The 14185-nt window shown below is 70.0% G+C and carries 13 protein-coding genes; 10 read left to right on the forward strand and 3 right to left on the reverse strand.

All coding sequences use genetic code 11. The features are described from left to right. Positions 1-20: 20 nt before the first annotated feature. From BJ959_RS09315 to rplL, 6 genes are all read left to right on the forward strand, one after another. A complete protein-coding gene (locus BJ959_RS09315; protein ID WP_153982221.1) occupies positions 21-1031 on the forward strand; it encodes a sugar phosphate isomerase/epimerase family protein in 1011 nt (336 codons plus the stop codon). 489 nt (positions 1032-1520) lie between these two features. Further along, positions 1521-2261, forward strand: a complete 741-nt coding sequence (locus BJ959_RS09320) for a response regulator transcription factor (protein WP_153982220.1) — start codon at positions 1521-1523, stop codon at positions 2259-2261. Continuing rightward, on the forward strand, positions 2261-3790 hold the full coding sequence (locus BJ959_RS09325) for a sensor histidine kinase (protein WP_153982219.1): 1530 nt from the start codon (positions 2261-2263) through the stop codon (positions 3788-3790). Before BJ959_RS09320 ends, BJ959_RS09325 begins: the two co-directional genes overlap by 1 nt. A gap of 34 nt (positions 3791-3824) precedes the next feature. After that, a complete protein-coding gene (locus BJ959_RS09330) occupies positions 3825-4673 on the forward strand; it encodes an NAD-dependent epimerase/dehydratase family protein (RefSeq protein ID WP_153982218.1) in 849 nt (282 codons plus the stop codon). A gap of 290 nt (positions 4674-4963) precedes the next feature. Then, positions 4964-5482 carry a 50S ribosomal protein L10 gene (gene rplJ / locus BJ959_RS09335; RefSeq protein ID WP_153982217.1) on the forward strand — a complete coding sequence of 173 codons (519 nt, stop codon included), beginning with the start codon at positions 4964-4966 and terminating at the stop codon, positions 5480-5482. Positions 5483-5534: 52 nt separating this feature from the next. Continuing rightward, positions 5535-5924 carry a 50S ribosomal protein L7/L12 gene (gene rplL, locus BJ959_RS09340; protein WP_153982216.1) on the forward strand — a complete coding sequence of 130 codons (390 nt, stop codon included), beginning with the start codon at positions 5535-5537 and terminating at the stop codon, positions 5922-5924. A gap of 89 nt (positions 5925-6013) precedes the next feature. Here the strand turns inward: rplL and BJ959_RS09345 are convergent, their stop codons facing one another. Further along, the gene (locus BJ959_RS09345; RefSeq protein ID WP_153982215.1) at positions 6014-7036 is read right to left on the reverse strand and encodes a LacI family DNA-binding transcriptional regulator; all 1023 of its coding nucleotides are present in this window, start codon (positions 7034-7036) and stop codon (positions 6014-6016) included. A 374-nt stretch (positions 7037-7410) separates the two neighbouring features. On the opposite strand from BJ959_RS09345, the gene BJ959_RS09350 reads away from it, so the two are divergent. The 4 genes from BJ959_RS09350 (at position 7411) to BJ959_RS09365 (ending at position 12714) form a co-directional block, all read left to right on the forward strand. Continuing rightward, positions 7411-8760 carry an ABC transporter substrate-binding protein gene (locus BJ959_RS09350; protein WP_153982214.1) on the forward strand — a complete coding sequence of 450 codons (1350 nt, stop codon included), beginning with the start codon at positions 7411-7413 and terminating at the stop codon, positions 8758-8760. Positions 8761-8874: 114 nt separating this feature from the next. Beyond that, entirely contained in the window at positions 8875-9864 is a 990-nt protein-coding gene (locus BJ959_RS09355; protein WP_153982213.1) for a carbohydrate ABC transporter permease, read from the forward strand. Further along, positions 9861-10805 (forward strand): carbohydrate ABC transporter permease, encoded by a 945-nt coding sequence (locus BJ959_RS09360; RefSeq protein ID WP_153982212.1) that lies wholly within the window; start codon positions 9861-9863, stop codon positions 10803-10805. The genes BJ959_RS09355 and BJ959_RS09360 overlap by 4 nt, the downstream gene beginning before the upstream one ends. A 46-nt stretch (positions 10806-10851) precedes the next feature. After that, positions 10852-12714: an ABC transporter ATP-binding protein gene (locus BJ959_RS09365; protein ID WP_153982211.1), complete on the forward strand. Its 1863-nt coding sequence runs from the start codon at positions 10852-10854 to the stop codon at positions 12712-12714. 6 nt (positions 12715-12720) lie between these two features. On the opposite strand, the gene BJ959_RS09370 is transcribed toward BJ959_RS09365, so the two are convergent. Both BJ959_RS09370 and BJ959_RS09375 read right to left on the reverse strand, forming a co-directional pair. Next, positions 12721-13419 (reverse strand): DUF305 domain-containing protein, encoded by a 699-nt coding sequence (locus BJ959_RS09370; RefSeq protein WP_153982210.1) that lies wholly within the window; start codon positions 13417-13419, stop codon positions 12721-12723. Positions 13420-13421: 2 nt separating this feature from the next. Beyond that, the gene (locus BJ959_RS09375) at positions 13422-14081 is read right to left on the reverse strand and encodes a thioredoxin-like domain-containing protein (protein WP_153982209.1); all 660 of its coding nucleotides are present in this window, start codon (positions 14079-14081) and stop codon (positions 13422-13424) included. Positions 14082-14185 lie beyond the last annotated feature (104 nt).

The following is a 14185-nucleotide window of genomic DNA, read 5'->3' on the forward strand; positions in this document are numbered from 1 at the left end:
CCACCACGAAGGAGCCCGTCATGGCCACGCATCCCGTCACCCTGTTCACCGGCCAGTGGGCCGACCTGACCCTGGAGGAGGTGGCGACGCTCGCCGAGCAGTGGGGCTACGACGGGCTCGAGATCGCCTGCTCGGGCGAGCACCTCGACGTGCAGCGCGCCGTGGAGGACGATGCCTACCTGCAGGGCCGCCTCGACATTCTGGAGCGGCACAACCTCAAGGTCTACGCGATCTCGCACCACCTCGCGGGGCAGGCCGTCTGCGACGACCCGATCGACTTCCGGCATCAGGCGATCCTGTCGAGCCGGGTGTGGGGCGACGGCGAGCCGGAGGGCGTGCGCCAGCGTGCGGCGGAGGACCTGAAGCTCGCCGCCCGCGCCGCCCGGCGCCTCGGCGTCGACACGGTCGTCGGGTTCACCGGCTCGAGCATCTGGCCCTACGTGGCGATGTTCCCGCCGGTGCCGCCCAGCGTCATCGAGGGCGGCTACGAGGACTTCGCGCGGCGCTGGAACCCCATCCTCGACGTCTTCGATAGCGAGGGCGTGCGGTTCGCCCATGAGGTGCACCCCGGCGAGATCGCGTACGACTACTGGACGAGCGTGCGCTCGCTCGAGGCGATCGACCACCGTGAGGCCTTCGGGTTCAACTGGGACCCCTCGCACATGATGTGGCAGAACATCGACCCGGTCGGCTTCATCGTCGACTTCGCCGATCGCATCTACCACGTCGACTGCAAGGACACGCGGGTTCGCCCGCGCAACGGCCGGGCCGGCGTCATGGGCTCGCACCTGGCCTGGGGCGACCCGAAGCGCGGGTGGGATTTCGTCTCCACCGGACACGGCGATGTGCCGTGGGAGGACTCCTTCCGTGCGCTCAAGGCGATCGGCTACAGCGGCCCCATCTCGATCGAGTGGGAGGATGCGGGCATGAGCCGCCTGCACGGGGCGGCCGAAGCCGTGGAGTTCGTGCGCTCGCTGCTGTGGGACCTGCCCGAGCAGTCGTTCGACGCGGCCTTCTCGAACCAGGACTGAGCGCGGGGCAACGAGCGCGAGTCGCGGAGAGCCGGGCGCCGAGCGCCCGGAAAGTGAAAGCGGCGGGCCCCCATTGTGGGGCGCGCGAAACATGTTCGAAAAGCGCACACTGGATGCGGGGGACGAACCGAGTCCCCCACAGTGCGGACACCGGACCCGAACCGGTGAGCCCCACTGGTCCCCCGAATCCGTGCTGGAGCTCCCGATGACCCTCCCCCTGATCCTGATTCTGTCGCTCGTCGGCTTCTTCGGGCTGATGGTCGCCATCGCCGGCACGGGTCGTCGCTCGCGCGGAGCGCACCGCGCCTGATCGCGCCCGATCGACCCGACCGACAGCGCCGCAGCCACTCGTGGCCGGCGCAGAGCCCCGGCCAGCATCCCCCCATGTGGCCGGGGCTCTTCTCGTCCCCGGGCATCGGGGCACCCCGCGCCCCTGCGGGCATAGCGCGCTCAAAGCCGGTTCATAGGAATCTGCGCCTGAATGGAGGCATGAGCGACGACGAGCTGCCCGAGACCCCGCGCCTCACCCGCCCCGACGGCTCGCCCGTGCGGGCCCTGGTGGTCGATGACGAGCCCTCGCTGAGCGACCTGGTCTCGATGGCGCTCAAGTACGAGGGCTGGGATGTCCGCACCGCGCTGACCGGCCAGCAGGCCCTGCAGCACGCCCGCGAGCACAAGCCCGACATCGTCGTGCTCGACATCATGCTCCCCGACATCGACGGCCTCGAGGTGCTGCGGCGGATGCGCGCCGACGGCAACGACGTGCCCGTCCTCTTCCTCACCGCCAAGGACTCGGTCGATGACCGCGTCGTCGGTCTCACCGCCGGCGGCGACGACTACGTGACCAAGCCCTTCAGCCTCGAGGAGCTCGTCGCCCGCCTCCGCGGCCTCATCCGCCGCAGCTCCCTCGTGGTCAGCGAGCGGGCCGACCCGGAGATCCGCGTCGGCGACCTCGTGCTCAACGAGGAGAGCTACGAGGTGCGCCGCGGCGACACCGAGATCGAGCTCACCGCGACCGAGTTCGAGCTGCTGCGCTACCTCATGCGCAACCCCAAGCGCGTGCTCTCGAAGGCGCAGATCCTCGACCGCGTCTGGAGCTACGACTTCGGCGGCCGCTCGAGCATCGTCGAGATCTACATCTCGTACCTGCGCAAGAAGATCGACACCCTCGGCCCGGCCATGATCCACACCGTGCGCGGCGTCGGGTACATGATCAAGCCCGTCGGCTGATGCACGGCGTCACGCCGCCTGAGCATCCGCTCGCCGGCAGCGGCTGGTCGCTGCAGAAGCGGCTCGTCGCCGGCGTTCTCGTACTGCTCATGATGGCGACGCTCGCCATCGGCGTGCTCAGCGTGTACTTCCTCCGCGCCAGCCTCGTCGCCCAGCTCGATGACGAGCTGCGCATCATCGCGCAGCGCATCGAGAGCATCGCCGCGCCCGGTCGCGGGCCCGCCCAGAGCTTCGAGGGGCCCGGCCTCCCCACCGGCTCGCTCATCGGCGTCGTGCAGCGCGACGGCACCGCGGTCGCCGCGTACCTCGACGACGACGCCACGGTGCGCGAGCTCAGCCAGGTGCAGGTGCGGGTCATCGCCGCGCGCACGCTCGGCGAGCCGGCCACCGTGCGCCTGCCCGGCGGGCTCGGCGAGTTCCGCGTGCTCGCCACCCCGACCGACCGCGAGACCGTGCTCATCGTCGGCCTCTCCACCGCCGACGTCACCTCGACGACGGCGCACCTGGCTGCGGTCATCGCCGCGGTGCTCGCGGGCATCCTCGTCGTCGCCGCTGTCGCCGGGCGCGAGGTGGTGCGGCTCGGCCTGCGCCCGCTGACCCGGGTGCGCGAGGCCGCCACCGCCGTCACCCAGCTGCCCCTCGACCGGGGGACGGTCGCGCTCGCCGACCGCCTGCCGACCCTCGACACCGACCCGAGCACCGAGGTCGGCCAGCTCGGCGCCGCCTTCACCCGCATGCTCGAGCACGTGCAGAGCGCCTTCGACGCCCGGCAGGCCAGCGAGCAGAAGGTGCGCCAGTTCGTCGCCGACGCCAGCCATGAGCTGCGCACGCCGCTCGCGGCGATCCGCGGATACAGCGAACTGACCCGGCGCAGCGGGCACCAGCTGCCCGACGACATCCGGCACGCGCTGTCGCGCATCGAGTCGGAGTCGGTGCGGATGTCCGCCCTCGTCGACGACCTCCTGCTGCTCGCCCGGCTCGACGAGGGACGCGCGCTGCGGCGCGACCCGGTCGACCTCGCGGCCCTGCTGACGGATGCTCTCGCCGACGCCCGGGCCACCTCGCCCGCGCACGACTGGGTGGTGCGGGTGCCCGATCGCGCGGTCACCGTCATCGGCGACCAGCACCGGCTGCACCAGGTCGTCGCCAACCTGCTCGCCAACGCGCGGGTGCACACGCCCGAGGGCACCCGGGTCACGGCCGCGCTCGGCACCCTCGAGGGCCGCGCCATCATCACCGTCACCGACACCGGTCCGGGTATCCCCGCCGAGGTGCAGGGCGTGCTGTTCCAGCGGTTCGCCCGCGCCGACACCTCGCGCTCGCGCGCCACGGGCTCGACGGGCCTCGGGCTCGCGATCGTCGCCGCGGTCGTGCAGGCGCACGGGGGAGAGGTGGCCGCCTCGTCGCGACCCGGTGAGACCGTGTTCCGCGTCAGCCTGCCGCTCGCGCCGGGCGGGGCCGGTACTGCTTCTGGCGGTGCCACCGCGGCCGACCCTGCCGCGGGGCCCGCGGTCGCGACCACCGCGTAGGCTCGCGGCCGCGACCACCGCGTAGGCTCGCGGCATGCGCATCGCCGTCACCGGCTCCTCCGGCAAGCTCGGGCAGGCCGTCGTCGCCCACCTGGTCGAGACCGGCCACTCCGTGACCGGGCTCGACGCCGTCGGCGCCCCGGGTGAGGGCTTCGTGCGGGTCGACCTCGCCGACACGGGCCAGGTGCTCGATGCCCTCGCCGGGGTCGAGGAGCGCTACGACCGGCTCGACGCCGTCGTGCATCTCGCCGCGAGCCCGGCCCCGGGCATCCGCCCCGATACGGCACTGCTGCAGGACAACCTCGCGATGACGATCGCGGTGTTCCAGGCGGCCCGCCGCGCGGGCATCACCCGCATCGTTCACGCTTCGAGCGAGACCCTGCTCGGGCTGCCGCTCGACGAGGCACCGCCCGCGGTGCCCATCGACGAGAACCAGCCGGTGCGGCCCAACTTCATGTACGCCGTCGGCAAGCACCTGGAGGAGGAGCTCGGGCGGAAACTCTGCCGCCTCGACCCGGCGCTCTCGATCACAGGCCTGCGATTCAGCAACGTCATGGCACCCGAGGACTACGCCGCGTTCGAGAGCTGGCAGCACGACGCGGCCGCGCGGCGCTGGAACCTCTGGGGCTACATCGACCGCCGTGACGGTGCTCACGCCGTCGAGCGCGCGCTCGCCGTGCGCGGGCCCGGCTACGCAACGTACATCATCGCCGCGGCCGACACCGTCATGCGGCGCGACTCCGCCGACCTCCTCGCCGAGCAGTTCCCGGGCGTCCCGGTCTCGCGGCCGCTGCTCGGGCGCGAGACGCTGCTGTCGATCGACGCCGCACGGCGCGACCTCGGCTACACGCCGCGGCACTCCTGGCTCGACGCCGTCGAGTGAGCGGGGCCGTTTTGGTCGAGGGCCACGGCGTGCCGTATGCTGGCCTCTTGCCGTAGACCGCTGGTCATCGGAGCGCCTGCTCGCAGGGGCACCGATCGAAGGCTCGTGCACTCCCTCATGGGAGGGGCGACGACCCGCGCAGGTGTGTGAACTGACATCGACCATCCGTGATCTGAAGCGGATGCTCGCCGAAGGCTCGTGCGCATGCGCCGGGCCTTCTCCCATGTGCGCTCCGGGTGGCACTGCGTAAGCGGTCGCGGCAGAACTCGAATTCCAACCAGAGGAGCACCATGGCGAACAAGGAAGCATCGGTCGCCGAGCTGAAGGAGTTGTTCTCCAGCTCGACTGCCGTCCTGCTCACCGAGTACCGCGGTCTCACGGTGGCGCAGCTGAAGCAGCTGCGCACGAACCTCCGTGCTGACGCGTCGTACGCCGTGGTGAAGAACACGCTCACCAAGATCGCGGCCCGCGAGGCCGGCATCGACTCGCTCGATGACATGCTCGCTGGTCCGTCGGCTCTGGCCTTCGTCCACGGCGACCCCGTGACGGTGGCCAAGGCCCTGCGTGACTTCGCCAAGGCGAACCCCAACCTGGTGGTGAAGGGCGGTTACTTCGACGGTAACGCGCTCTCGGCCGCCGATGTCATGAAGCTCGCCGAGCTCGAGAGCCGTGAGGTGGTGCTGGCCAAGCTGGCCGGTGCCGTCAAGGCCTCGCTCTTCGGTGCCGCCTACATGTTCAACGCGCCGCTCGCGCAGGCCGCTCGTGCGGTCGACGCCCTGCGGCAGAAGCAGGAGTCCGGCAACGCCTAGGCGTTGACCGGTCGACGACACACCACACCAACCCCGCTACAAAGGAGAAATCATGGCCAAGCTCACCACTGACGAGCTCATCGAGGCGTTCAAGGAGCTCTCGCTCATCGAGCTCAGCGAGTTCGTGAAGAAGTTCGAGGAGGTCTTCGAGGTCACCGCCGCTGCGCCGGTCGCCGTCGCGGCCGCCCCCGCCGCCGGTGGCGGCGCTGCCGCTGAGGAGGTCGAGGAGAAGTCGTCGTTCGACGTCGTGCTCGAGGCCGCCGGCGACAAGAAGATCCAGGTCATCAAGGAGGTCCGCGCGCTCACGAGCCTCGGCCTCGGCGAGGCCAAGGCCCTGGTCGACGGCGCCCCCGGCGTCGTGCTCGAGGGTGTCAACAAGGAGACCGCCGACAAGGCCAAGGCTCAGCTCGAGGAGGCCGGCGCCACGGTGGTGCTCAAGTAGTCACCGGCCCTCCGGCCAGCGTCTGCTGAACCATGCGAGCCCCGCCCGTCAGATGACGGTGCGGGGCTCGTTCGCGTTCCGGGCGGCGCTCAGGCGGTCGGCACGCGGCGCGCGGCCGTGCTCGTGCGCACGGTCAGCGCCGTCGGCAGCAGCAGGTGCTCGTCCGGCGGCGCGGCGTCGGCGTGCTCGAGCTGGTTCAGCAGCAGCTCCACCGCGCGGGCGCCCTGGGTCTCGGGATGCTGCGCCAAGGTCGTGAGACCGAACATCTCGGCCAGGGGGTGGCCGTCGACGCCGATGATCGACAGCTCGCCGGGAATCCCGATGCCGAGCTGGCGAGCCGCCACGCTGATGCCGATGGCGATCTCGTCGCAGCCCGCGAAGATCGCGGTGGGTCGCGTCCGCGGGTCCCCGAGCACCGAGAGGCCGACGGCGTAGCCGCCCTCGATCGAGAAGTCGGCCTGCCGGAAGTCGTCGTCGACCGTGACGCCCGCGTCGCGCAGCGCCTGCGTGAAGCCGGTGTACCGCTGCGCGTGAACGCGGAAGTCCATCTGCTCGTTCTGGTCGCCGCCGACGTGCATGATGCGGCGGTGGCCGAGGCTGAGCAGGTGCTCCGTCGCGAGCCGGGCGGCCTCGACGTCGTCGATCGACAGCGAGGGTATGCCGTCGATGCGTCCGCCGATGCCGACCAGCGGCTTGCCCAGGGCCTGGAGCATCTGGATCTCGTGCGGGCTGAGGTCGATGGCGACGGAGATCACGGCGTCGACGCGCTTGCGCACGAGGAAGTAGTCGAAGACGCGGCGGCGGAGGTCGCTATCGGTGCTCAGCCGGTACAGGGTGAGGTCGTAGCCGGCCCGGATCAGGGCGGCCTCGATGCCCTCGAGCACCTCGGCGAAGTACCAGCGGTTGATGTACGGGATCACGACCGCGACGTTACGCGTGCGCCCGGTCACGAGGCTCGCGGCGGTCGATGAGACCACATAGCCGAGCTCGGCAGCGGCATCCTCGACCCGGCGCCGCGTCTCGTCGGAGACGTAGCCGCGTCCGCTGAGCGCGCGCGAGGCCGTCGATTTCGACACGCCCGCCTTGCGGGCGACGTCGGCGAGGATGCTCATGGCGCGGGCCCTCCGTTGGACGAGTCGTGTCGGTTCGCGACCGTGCGACCCCGTGGTGGTGCGGGTCGCCGGGTCGGCCGTCGAGCCAGTGTATCCGGAAAGGGCCTGTTGTGGAACCGATGCCATGTGAGACCGGTTTCCTGCGGTGATCACCCCCGCCCGTTCCCTGGATGCTCGAGGGGAGTTCGGCAACGGAACGGTAACGGCTTGCCGATCGTGGGTTGCGAATGACGTATTCGTCACATACGGTGAACTCTGGAACCGGTTCCCGATGACGTGCCCCACGGGTGGTCTGCAGGCCGATTCCACCTCTTGCACCACCACCACACTGCGCGTCGATCGGCGCGCTGACCGACCTCAACGAGGAGGAAACAATGAGTTCCACTCTCCGACGCAGGCTGATTGCGCCTGCTGCGGCCCTGGGAGCCCTGAGCCTCGTGCTCGCGGGCTGCGCGGCCGAGACCGACCCGGGCGCCGGCGGCGACGTCGACTGCTCGGCCTACGAGGCCTACGGCACCTTCGAGGGCGAGAGCGTCGAGCTGTACGCGACGATCATCGACACCGAGGCTGACGCGCTCGTCGAGAGCATGGCCGACTTCGAGGCCTGCACGGGCATCACGGTCGAGTACAACGGCACGCAGGAGGCGGAGACGCAGATCAACGTGCGTGCCGCTGCCGGTGACGCTCCCGACCTGATGATCATCCCGCAGCCCGGTCTGCTCCAGCGCCTCATCGCTGACGGCTACGTCGTGCCCGCGCCCGCCGCGGTCGAGGCCAACGTCGACGAGTTCTGGAGCGAGTCGTGGAAGGGCTACGGCACCGTCGACGGCACCTTCTACGCCGCGCCGCTGCTCGCCAGCGTCAAGGGCTACATCTGGTACTCGCCGGCCGACTTCGCCGACAACGGCTACGAGATCCCGACGACCTACCAGGGCCTTCTCGACCTCACCGAGCAGATGACCGAGCGCAACGACGGCCCGTACCGTCCGTGGTGCGTCGGCTTCGGCTCGGGTGACGCGACCGGCTGGGTCGGCACCGACTGGGTCGAGGACCTCGTGCTCCGCAACTCGGGCCCCGAGGCCTACGACGCGTGGGTCGCGGGTGACCTGAAGTTCGACTCGCCCGAGATCACCGAGGCGTTCGACCTCGTCGGTGAGGTTCTCCTCAACGACCAGTTCGTGAACGGCGGTTTCGGTGGCGTGCAGTCGATCGTGACCACCACCTTCCAGGATGGCGGCCTCTCGATCCTCGACGGCACCTGCTCGCTGCACCACCAGGCGTCGTTCTACGAGGCGCAGTGGGGCGAGGGCGTGACGGTTGCTCCCGACGGCGACGTCTGGGCCTTCCTGACCCCGCCGATCGCTGAGGGCGACCCCTCGGCCGTCACCGGTGGTGGCGAGTTCGTGGCCGCGTTCAACGACCGCGAGGCGACCGCCGCTCTGCAGGCCTACCTGTCGAGCGACACCTTCGCCAACGAGCGCGTCTCGCGCGGTGGCGTCATCTCGGCGAACAAGGGTCTCGACCCGTCGCTCGCCGGCTCGGAGCTCGGTCGCCAGTCGATCGAGATCCTGCAGGGGGAGGACACCATCTTCCGCTTCGACGCCTCCGACCTCATGCCCGCCGCCGTCGGCACCAGCTCGTTCTGGACCGGCATGGTCGACTGGGTGAACGGCACGCCGACGGCGGACGTCCTCCGCTCCATCGACGCGACGTTCCCGCAGTAACCCTCAGCGCGAGCTGAACAACTGATGGCCGGCCCATCGGACGAACCTTGTCCGATGGGCCGGTCTGTCAGGTAGCGTGAAAGTCCACCCAAACCAATGGAGGTTTGATCCGGTATGGAATTCTGGTCCGACCTGTTCGAGAAGTTCGGGGTGATGTTCCTCGGCCTGGCTGCGTTCGCGGCGGTCGTCGGCATCGTGCTGTTCCTCGCCGATCGAGCCCCGAAGCGCGGCAGGGATTTCCTGCAGCTCGCCGCGTTCCTCAGCCCCGCGCTGATCCTGCTCGCCGTGGGCCTCGTGTACCCGGCGATCCGCACCACGATCCTCGCCTTCTTCAGCCGCCAGACGGCGAACGGCTCCGAGTGGGTCGGTCTCGACAACTTCGTCTGGATGTTCACCCAACCCGAGATCACGATCGTGATCATCAACACCCTCATCTGGGTGGCGCTGGTGCCGCTGCTGTCCACGATCTTCGGCCTCGCCTATGCCGTCTTCATCGACAAGTCGCACGGCGAGAAGGTGCTGAAGTCGCTCGTGTTCATGCCCATGGCGATCTCGTTCGTCGGTGCCGGCATCATCTGGCGCTTCATGTACGAGTACCGCGAGGTGGGCTTCAGCGAGCAGATCGGTCTGCTCAACCAGATCCTGGTCTGGCTCGGGCAGGACCCGCAGCCGTTCCTCGTCAACTCGCCGTGGAACACCTTCTTCCTCATCGTCGTGATGGTCTGGATCCAGACCGGTTTCGCGATGGTGCTGCTGTCGGCGGCCATCAAGGGCGTGCCGGTCGAGATCATCGAGGCCGCCCGGCTCGACGGCGCGAACGCCTGGCAGTCGTTCTGGAACGTGACCGTCCCGGGCATCCGCGGCACCCTCGTCGTGGTCGTCACCACGATCTCGATCGCGACGCTGAAGGTCTTCGACATCGTCCGCGCGATGACCGGCGGCAACTTCAACACCTCGGTCGTCGCCAACGAGATGTACACGCAGGCCTTCAACCGCGGAGAGACCGGCTACGGCTCGGCGCTCGCGGTCGTGCTGTTCGTGATGGTCCTGCCGATAGTGCTCTACAACGTGCGCGTCATGCGCAAGCAGAAGGAGATCCGATGAGCGCCCCCGCCGCTGCGTCCGCTGCCGCCGAGCAGACCAGCACCCGGGCGATCGCCGTGGCCGCCGGAGGCGGCAAGGCGCGCCGGGTGAAGGACCGCCTGACATCCCCGTGGGCGACCGCCGCCGCGATCGTCATCGCCGTGGTCTGGACCATCCCGACCTTCGGTCTTCTGGTGTCGTCGTTCCGCACCCCGGAGGAGATCCGCACCAACGGCTGGTGGAACATCTTCGTCAGCCCGAGCTTCACGCTCGAGAACTACGTCGACGTGCTGACCATCCAGGGCGCCTCGTCGGCGAACCTGGGGTCGTACTTCGTCAACTCGCTCGTGATCGCGATCCCGGCCGCGCTGTTCCCGATCATCCTCGCCACGATGGCCGCCTACGCCTTCGCGTGGATCAAGTTCCGCGGCTCGGCACCGCTCTTCGTGCTGATCTTCGCGCTGCAGATCGTGCCGCTGCAGATGGCGCTCATCCCGCTGCTGCAGATCTTCAGCGAGGTGCTCGGCATCAGCGGCACCTTCCCTGCGGTGTGGATCGCCCACACGATCTTCGGCCTGCCGCTGTGCATCTTCCTGCTGCACAACTTCATCAGCGAGATCCCCGCGGAGGTGATCGAGGCGGCGCGCGTCGACGGCGCGAACCACACCCAGATCTTCTTCCGCATCATCATCCCGCTGTCGCTGCCGGCGCTCGCCTCGATCGGGATCTTCCAGTTCCTCTGGGTCTGGAACGACCTGCTCGTGGCGCTCGTCTTCTCGGGCGGCACTGCCGACGTCGCACCGCTGACCCAGCGTCTCGCGGAGCTCGTGGGCAACTTCGGCCGGAACACCGAGCGCCTCCCCGCGGCGGCGTTCATCTCCCTGATCGTGCCCCTGATCGTGTTCTTCAGCCTGCAGCGCTACTTCGTGCGCGGCCTGCTGGCGGGCTCGACGAAGGGCTGATCCGGTCACGGCGTCGACCCCCGGTGGTCCCGCCTAGGCTCGCAGCATGAGCATGGGTGGGGGCGGCCGGGGGTCGCGCGTGTCGGGCGGCGACCACGCCGCACAGCGGGCGGCCAACGCGCAGGCGCCGCGCATCCCCAACCTGCTCGGTCGTATCGCGGAGCTGTTCCGCCCGCACCGCACGGCGCTCGCGATCACGATCGCGCTCGTGCTGGTCTCGGCCGCGCTCAGCGTGCTGCCGCCGCTGCTGACCCAGCAGGCCTTCGACGTTGGGCTCTTCCCGCCCGAGGGCACCCCGAACGTGCCGGTGCTGCTGCAGCTGGTCGGAGCGATGCTCGCGCTGTGGGTGGTCTCGGCCGGCCTCGGCATCGCGCAGACCCACCTCACCGCCACGGTCGGCAACAGCGTCATGGCGCAGCTGCGGGTGCGCCTGTTCGCCCACCTCCAGGCCATGGAGCTCGCCTTCTTCACCCGCACCAAGACCGGCGTGATCCAGTCGCGCCTGCAGAACGACGTCGGCGGGGTCGCCGGCGTGCTGAGCAACACGGTCTCGAGCGTCATCGGCAACACGGTCACGGTCATCGCCGCACTCGTCGCGATGCTCCTGCTGAGCTGGCAGTTGACCATCGTCGCGGTTGTGCTGCTGCCAGTGCTCGTCATCGCCCAGCGCCGGGTGGGCCAGGTGCGCGCCCGCATCGCCACGGCGACGCAGGAGTCGCTGAGCGACATGACCGCCATCACGCAGGAGGCCCTGAGCGTCTCGGGCATCCTGCTCGCGAAGAGCTTCGACCAGCAGGGCGCCGAGGTCGAGCGCTACCGCGTCGAGAATGCGCGCCAGCGCGACCTGCAGGTGCGGCTGGCGATGAGCGGCCAGTGGTTCTTCGCCATGGTCAACGTGTTCCTCTCGGTGATCCCGGCCGTCGTCTACCTCGCGGCCGCCTGGCTGCTGCAGCAGGATGTCGCCGTGACCGCGGGCACGATCGTCGCTTTCACCACGGTGCAGGCCCGCCTCACCTTCCCGCTCATGGGCCTCATGCGGGTGGCGCTCGATCTGCAGACCTCGGGCGCGCTGTTCGCCCGCATCTTCGAGTACCTCGACCTGCAGCCGCGCATCACCGATGCCCCCGACGCGGTCGAGCCCGACCCCGCCCAGCGCGGGCGGGTGCGGCTGAACGATGTCGTGTTCCGCTACCCCGACGCCCCCTCGGAGGCTCTGCCGACGCTCGACGGGGTGAGCCTGACCATCGAGCCCGGGCGCTTCGTCGCCTTCGTCGGCCCCTCCGGCGCGGGCAAGACGACCATCTCGTACCTGATCCCGCGCCTGCACGAGGTCTCCGGCGGCAGCGTCGAGGTCGGCGGCGTCGACGTGCGGCGACTGCGGCGGGCATCCCTCATCGCCAGCATCGGCATCGTCAGCCAGGAGACCTACCTCTTCCACGCGAGCATCGCCGAGAACCTGCGCTACGCGAAACCCGATGCGACGTATGCGGAGCTCGAGGCCGCGTGCCGTGCGGCCAGCATCCACGACACGATCGCGGGCTTCCCCGACGGCTACGACACCGTCGTCGGCGAGCGCGGCTATCGCCTCTCCGGCGGGGAGAAGCAGCGGGTGGCCATCGCGCGCGTGCTGCTCAAGGACCCCCCGGTGCTGATCCTCGACGAGGCGACGAGCGCGCTCGATGCGGTCTCGGAGCGCGTCGTGCAACGCGCTCTCGACTCGGCGGCGAGTGGCCGCACGACGATCGCAATCGCCCATCGGCTCTCGACCATCATCGGCGCGGACGAGATCCACGTCGTCGATCGCGGCCGCATCGTCGAGAGCGGTGCCCACGCCGCGCTTCTTGCGCAGCGCGGGCTGTACGCGCGCCTGGTCGCCGAGCAGGCTGCCGCCGCGGCCCCGCCCATCTAGGCCGGGCTAGCTGCGGGCGGCGAGAAGCTCGGCCATGTAGTCGAGCTCCTTCTGCTGCAGCTGCACCATGCCCTCGGCGAGCGCCCGAACCTGCGGGTTGTCGCTGCGGGCCAGCACGGCCTCGGCCATCTCGACCCCGCCCTGATGGTGCGCGATCATCAGCTCCAAGAAGATGCGCTCGGCCTCGACCCCCGTCGCGTCCTGCAGCGCCTGCATCTGCTCGAAGGTCGCGACGCCCGGCATCGGCTCGCCCGGAACATGAGCGCCGTGACCGTCGTGCCCGGCCGAGCCGTCGATCACCGGGCGCGACAGCCACTCCATCTCGGGGGCGGTCGAGGTCTGCGGCAGACCCCACATCGCCAGCCAGGCGAACATCTGCCCCTGCTGCTGAGTCTGGGCGGTGGCGATGTCGAGCGCCAGGAGCCGGATCTCGGCGTCATCGCTGCGGTCGCGCACGAGCAGGGCCATCTCGACGGCCTGCCCGTGGTGCACCTGCATGTCGCGCGCGAAGCCGGCCTCGGCGCTGCTGTCGCTGGGCATCGGCGCCGGGGCACCGCTCGACAGGCGCCCGAGCAGCACCCCCGCGACGAGCGCCACGAGCACCAGCAGCACGCCGACCACTGCCAGGCGGGTGCGGCTCAACGACGGCACGGCGCCGGGCGAGTCGCCCCCGGCCGTCGCCGTCGCGGTGCCCTCGCCGGTCATGGTCAGGAGATCTTGCCCGGGCCGTCGAGCGCCTGGCTGCACAGCGCGCCCGGCTCGGGGGCGTCGGGCGACTGGCGGTACTTCACGATGAAGTCGCGCAGGCGCGGGTCGTCGACGCCGTCGAGCGCCACCTGCACGCCCCACGCGCTCGCGACCACCGGGGCCTCGAGCCCCGGGAACGGCGAGAGGATGATGTAGGAGCGCGGCATCGCGTTGCGGAGGGCATCCAGGTCAGCGCCCTGCACCTGCTCGGGGTCGTAGGTGACCCAGACCGCGCTGTGCTCGAGGGAGTGCACCGCGTACTCCGCGGGCACCGCCTCTTCGTAGATGCCGCAGTTCAGCCAGGTCGGGTTGTGCGGCCCGCCGGCAGGCGGCGTCATCGTGTAGTCGACGGCGGTCTGCACGTGCAGCGACTCGAGGCCGTCGAAGGTCTCGAGGCCCTCGATCTCGATCGTGGCGGGGTCGACCGGCGGGGTCGCCGAGGTCACCACGACACCCACGATGATCGCGACCACGGCCGTGCCGCCGACGATCGCGCCGATGAGCCCGAGGCGCTGGTTGCGCTTCTCGCGGGCCTGCTTCGCCTTGAGGGCGGCAACCTTCTCAGCACGGCGCTGCTCGCGCTGCTGCTTGACGGTGAGGTCGGAGGTGCTGTCCGGCATGGGGGCTCCTGTCGGGCGGGAGGGGAGGGGATTCGGCGCACACGCCGTCTCCCATCATCCCAGATCACCACAGGAGATGCTGTGAGCCGAGCGCGGGGGCGCCC

Origin of the sequence: Microcella frigidaquae (assembly GCF_014200395.1) — a bacterium.
Taxonomy (GTDB): domain Bacteria; phylum Actinomycetota; class Actinomycetes; order Actinomycetales; family Microbacteriaceae; genus Microcella; species Microcella frigidaquae.

Excerpts from the sequence above, each read along its gene's own strand:
- BJ959_RS09315 (WP_153982221.1), top strand. The coding sequence starts at position 21 with ATGGCCACGCATCCCGTCACCCTGTTCACCGGCCAGTGGGCCGACCTG.
- BJ959_RS09320 (WP_153982220.1), top strand. The coding sequence starts at position 1,521 with ATGAGCGACGACGAGCTGCCCGAGACCCCGCGCCTCACCCGCCCCGAC.
- BJ959_RS09325 (WP_153982219.1), top strand. The coding sequence starts at position 2,261 with ATGCACGGCGTCACGCCGCCTGAGCATCCGCTCGCCGGCAGCGGCTGG.
- BJ959_RS09330 (WP_153982218.1), top strand. The coding sequence starts at position 3,825 with ATGCGCATCGCCGTCACCGGCTCCTCCGGCAAGCTCGGGCAGGCCGTC.
- rplJ (WP_153982217.1), top strand. The coding sequence starts at position 4,964 with ATGGCGAACAAGGAAGCATCGGTCGCCGAGCTGAAGGAGTTGTTCTCC.
- rplL (WP_153982216.1), top strand. The coding sequence starts at position 5,535 with ATGGCCAAGCTCACCACTGACGAGCTCATCGAGGCGTTCAAGGAGCTC.
- BJ959_RS09345 (WP_153982215.1), bottom strand. The coding sequence starts at position 7,036 with ATGAGCATCCTCGCCGACGTCGCCCGCAAGGCGGGCGTGTCGAAATCG.
- BJ959_RS09350 (WP_153982214.1), top strand. The coding sequence starts at position 7,411 with ATGAGTTCCACTCTCCGACGCAGGCTGATTGCGCCTGCTGCGGCCCTG.
- BJ959_RS09355 (WP_153982213.1), top strand. The coding sequence starts at position 8,875 with ATGGAATTCTGGTCCGACCTGTTCGAGAAGTTCGGGGTGATGTTCCTC.
- BJ959_RS09360 (WP_153982212.1), top strand. The coding sequence starts at position 9,861 with ATGAGCGCCCCCGCCGCTGCGTCCGCTGCCGCCGAGCAGACCAGCACC.
- BJ959_RS09365 (WP_153982211.1), top strand. The coding sequence starts at position 10,852 with ATGAGCATGGGTGGGGGCGGCCGGGGGTCGCGCGTGTCGGGCGGCGAC.
- BJ959_RS09370 (WP_153982210.1), bottom strand. The coding sequence starts at position 13,419 with ATGACCGGCGAGGGCACCGCGACGGCGACGGCCGGGGGCGACTCGCCC.
- BJ959_RS09375 (WP_153982209.1), bottom strand. The coding sequence starts at position 14,081 with ATGCCGGACAGCACCTCCGACCTCACCGTCAAGCAGCAGCGCGAGCAG.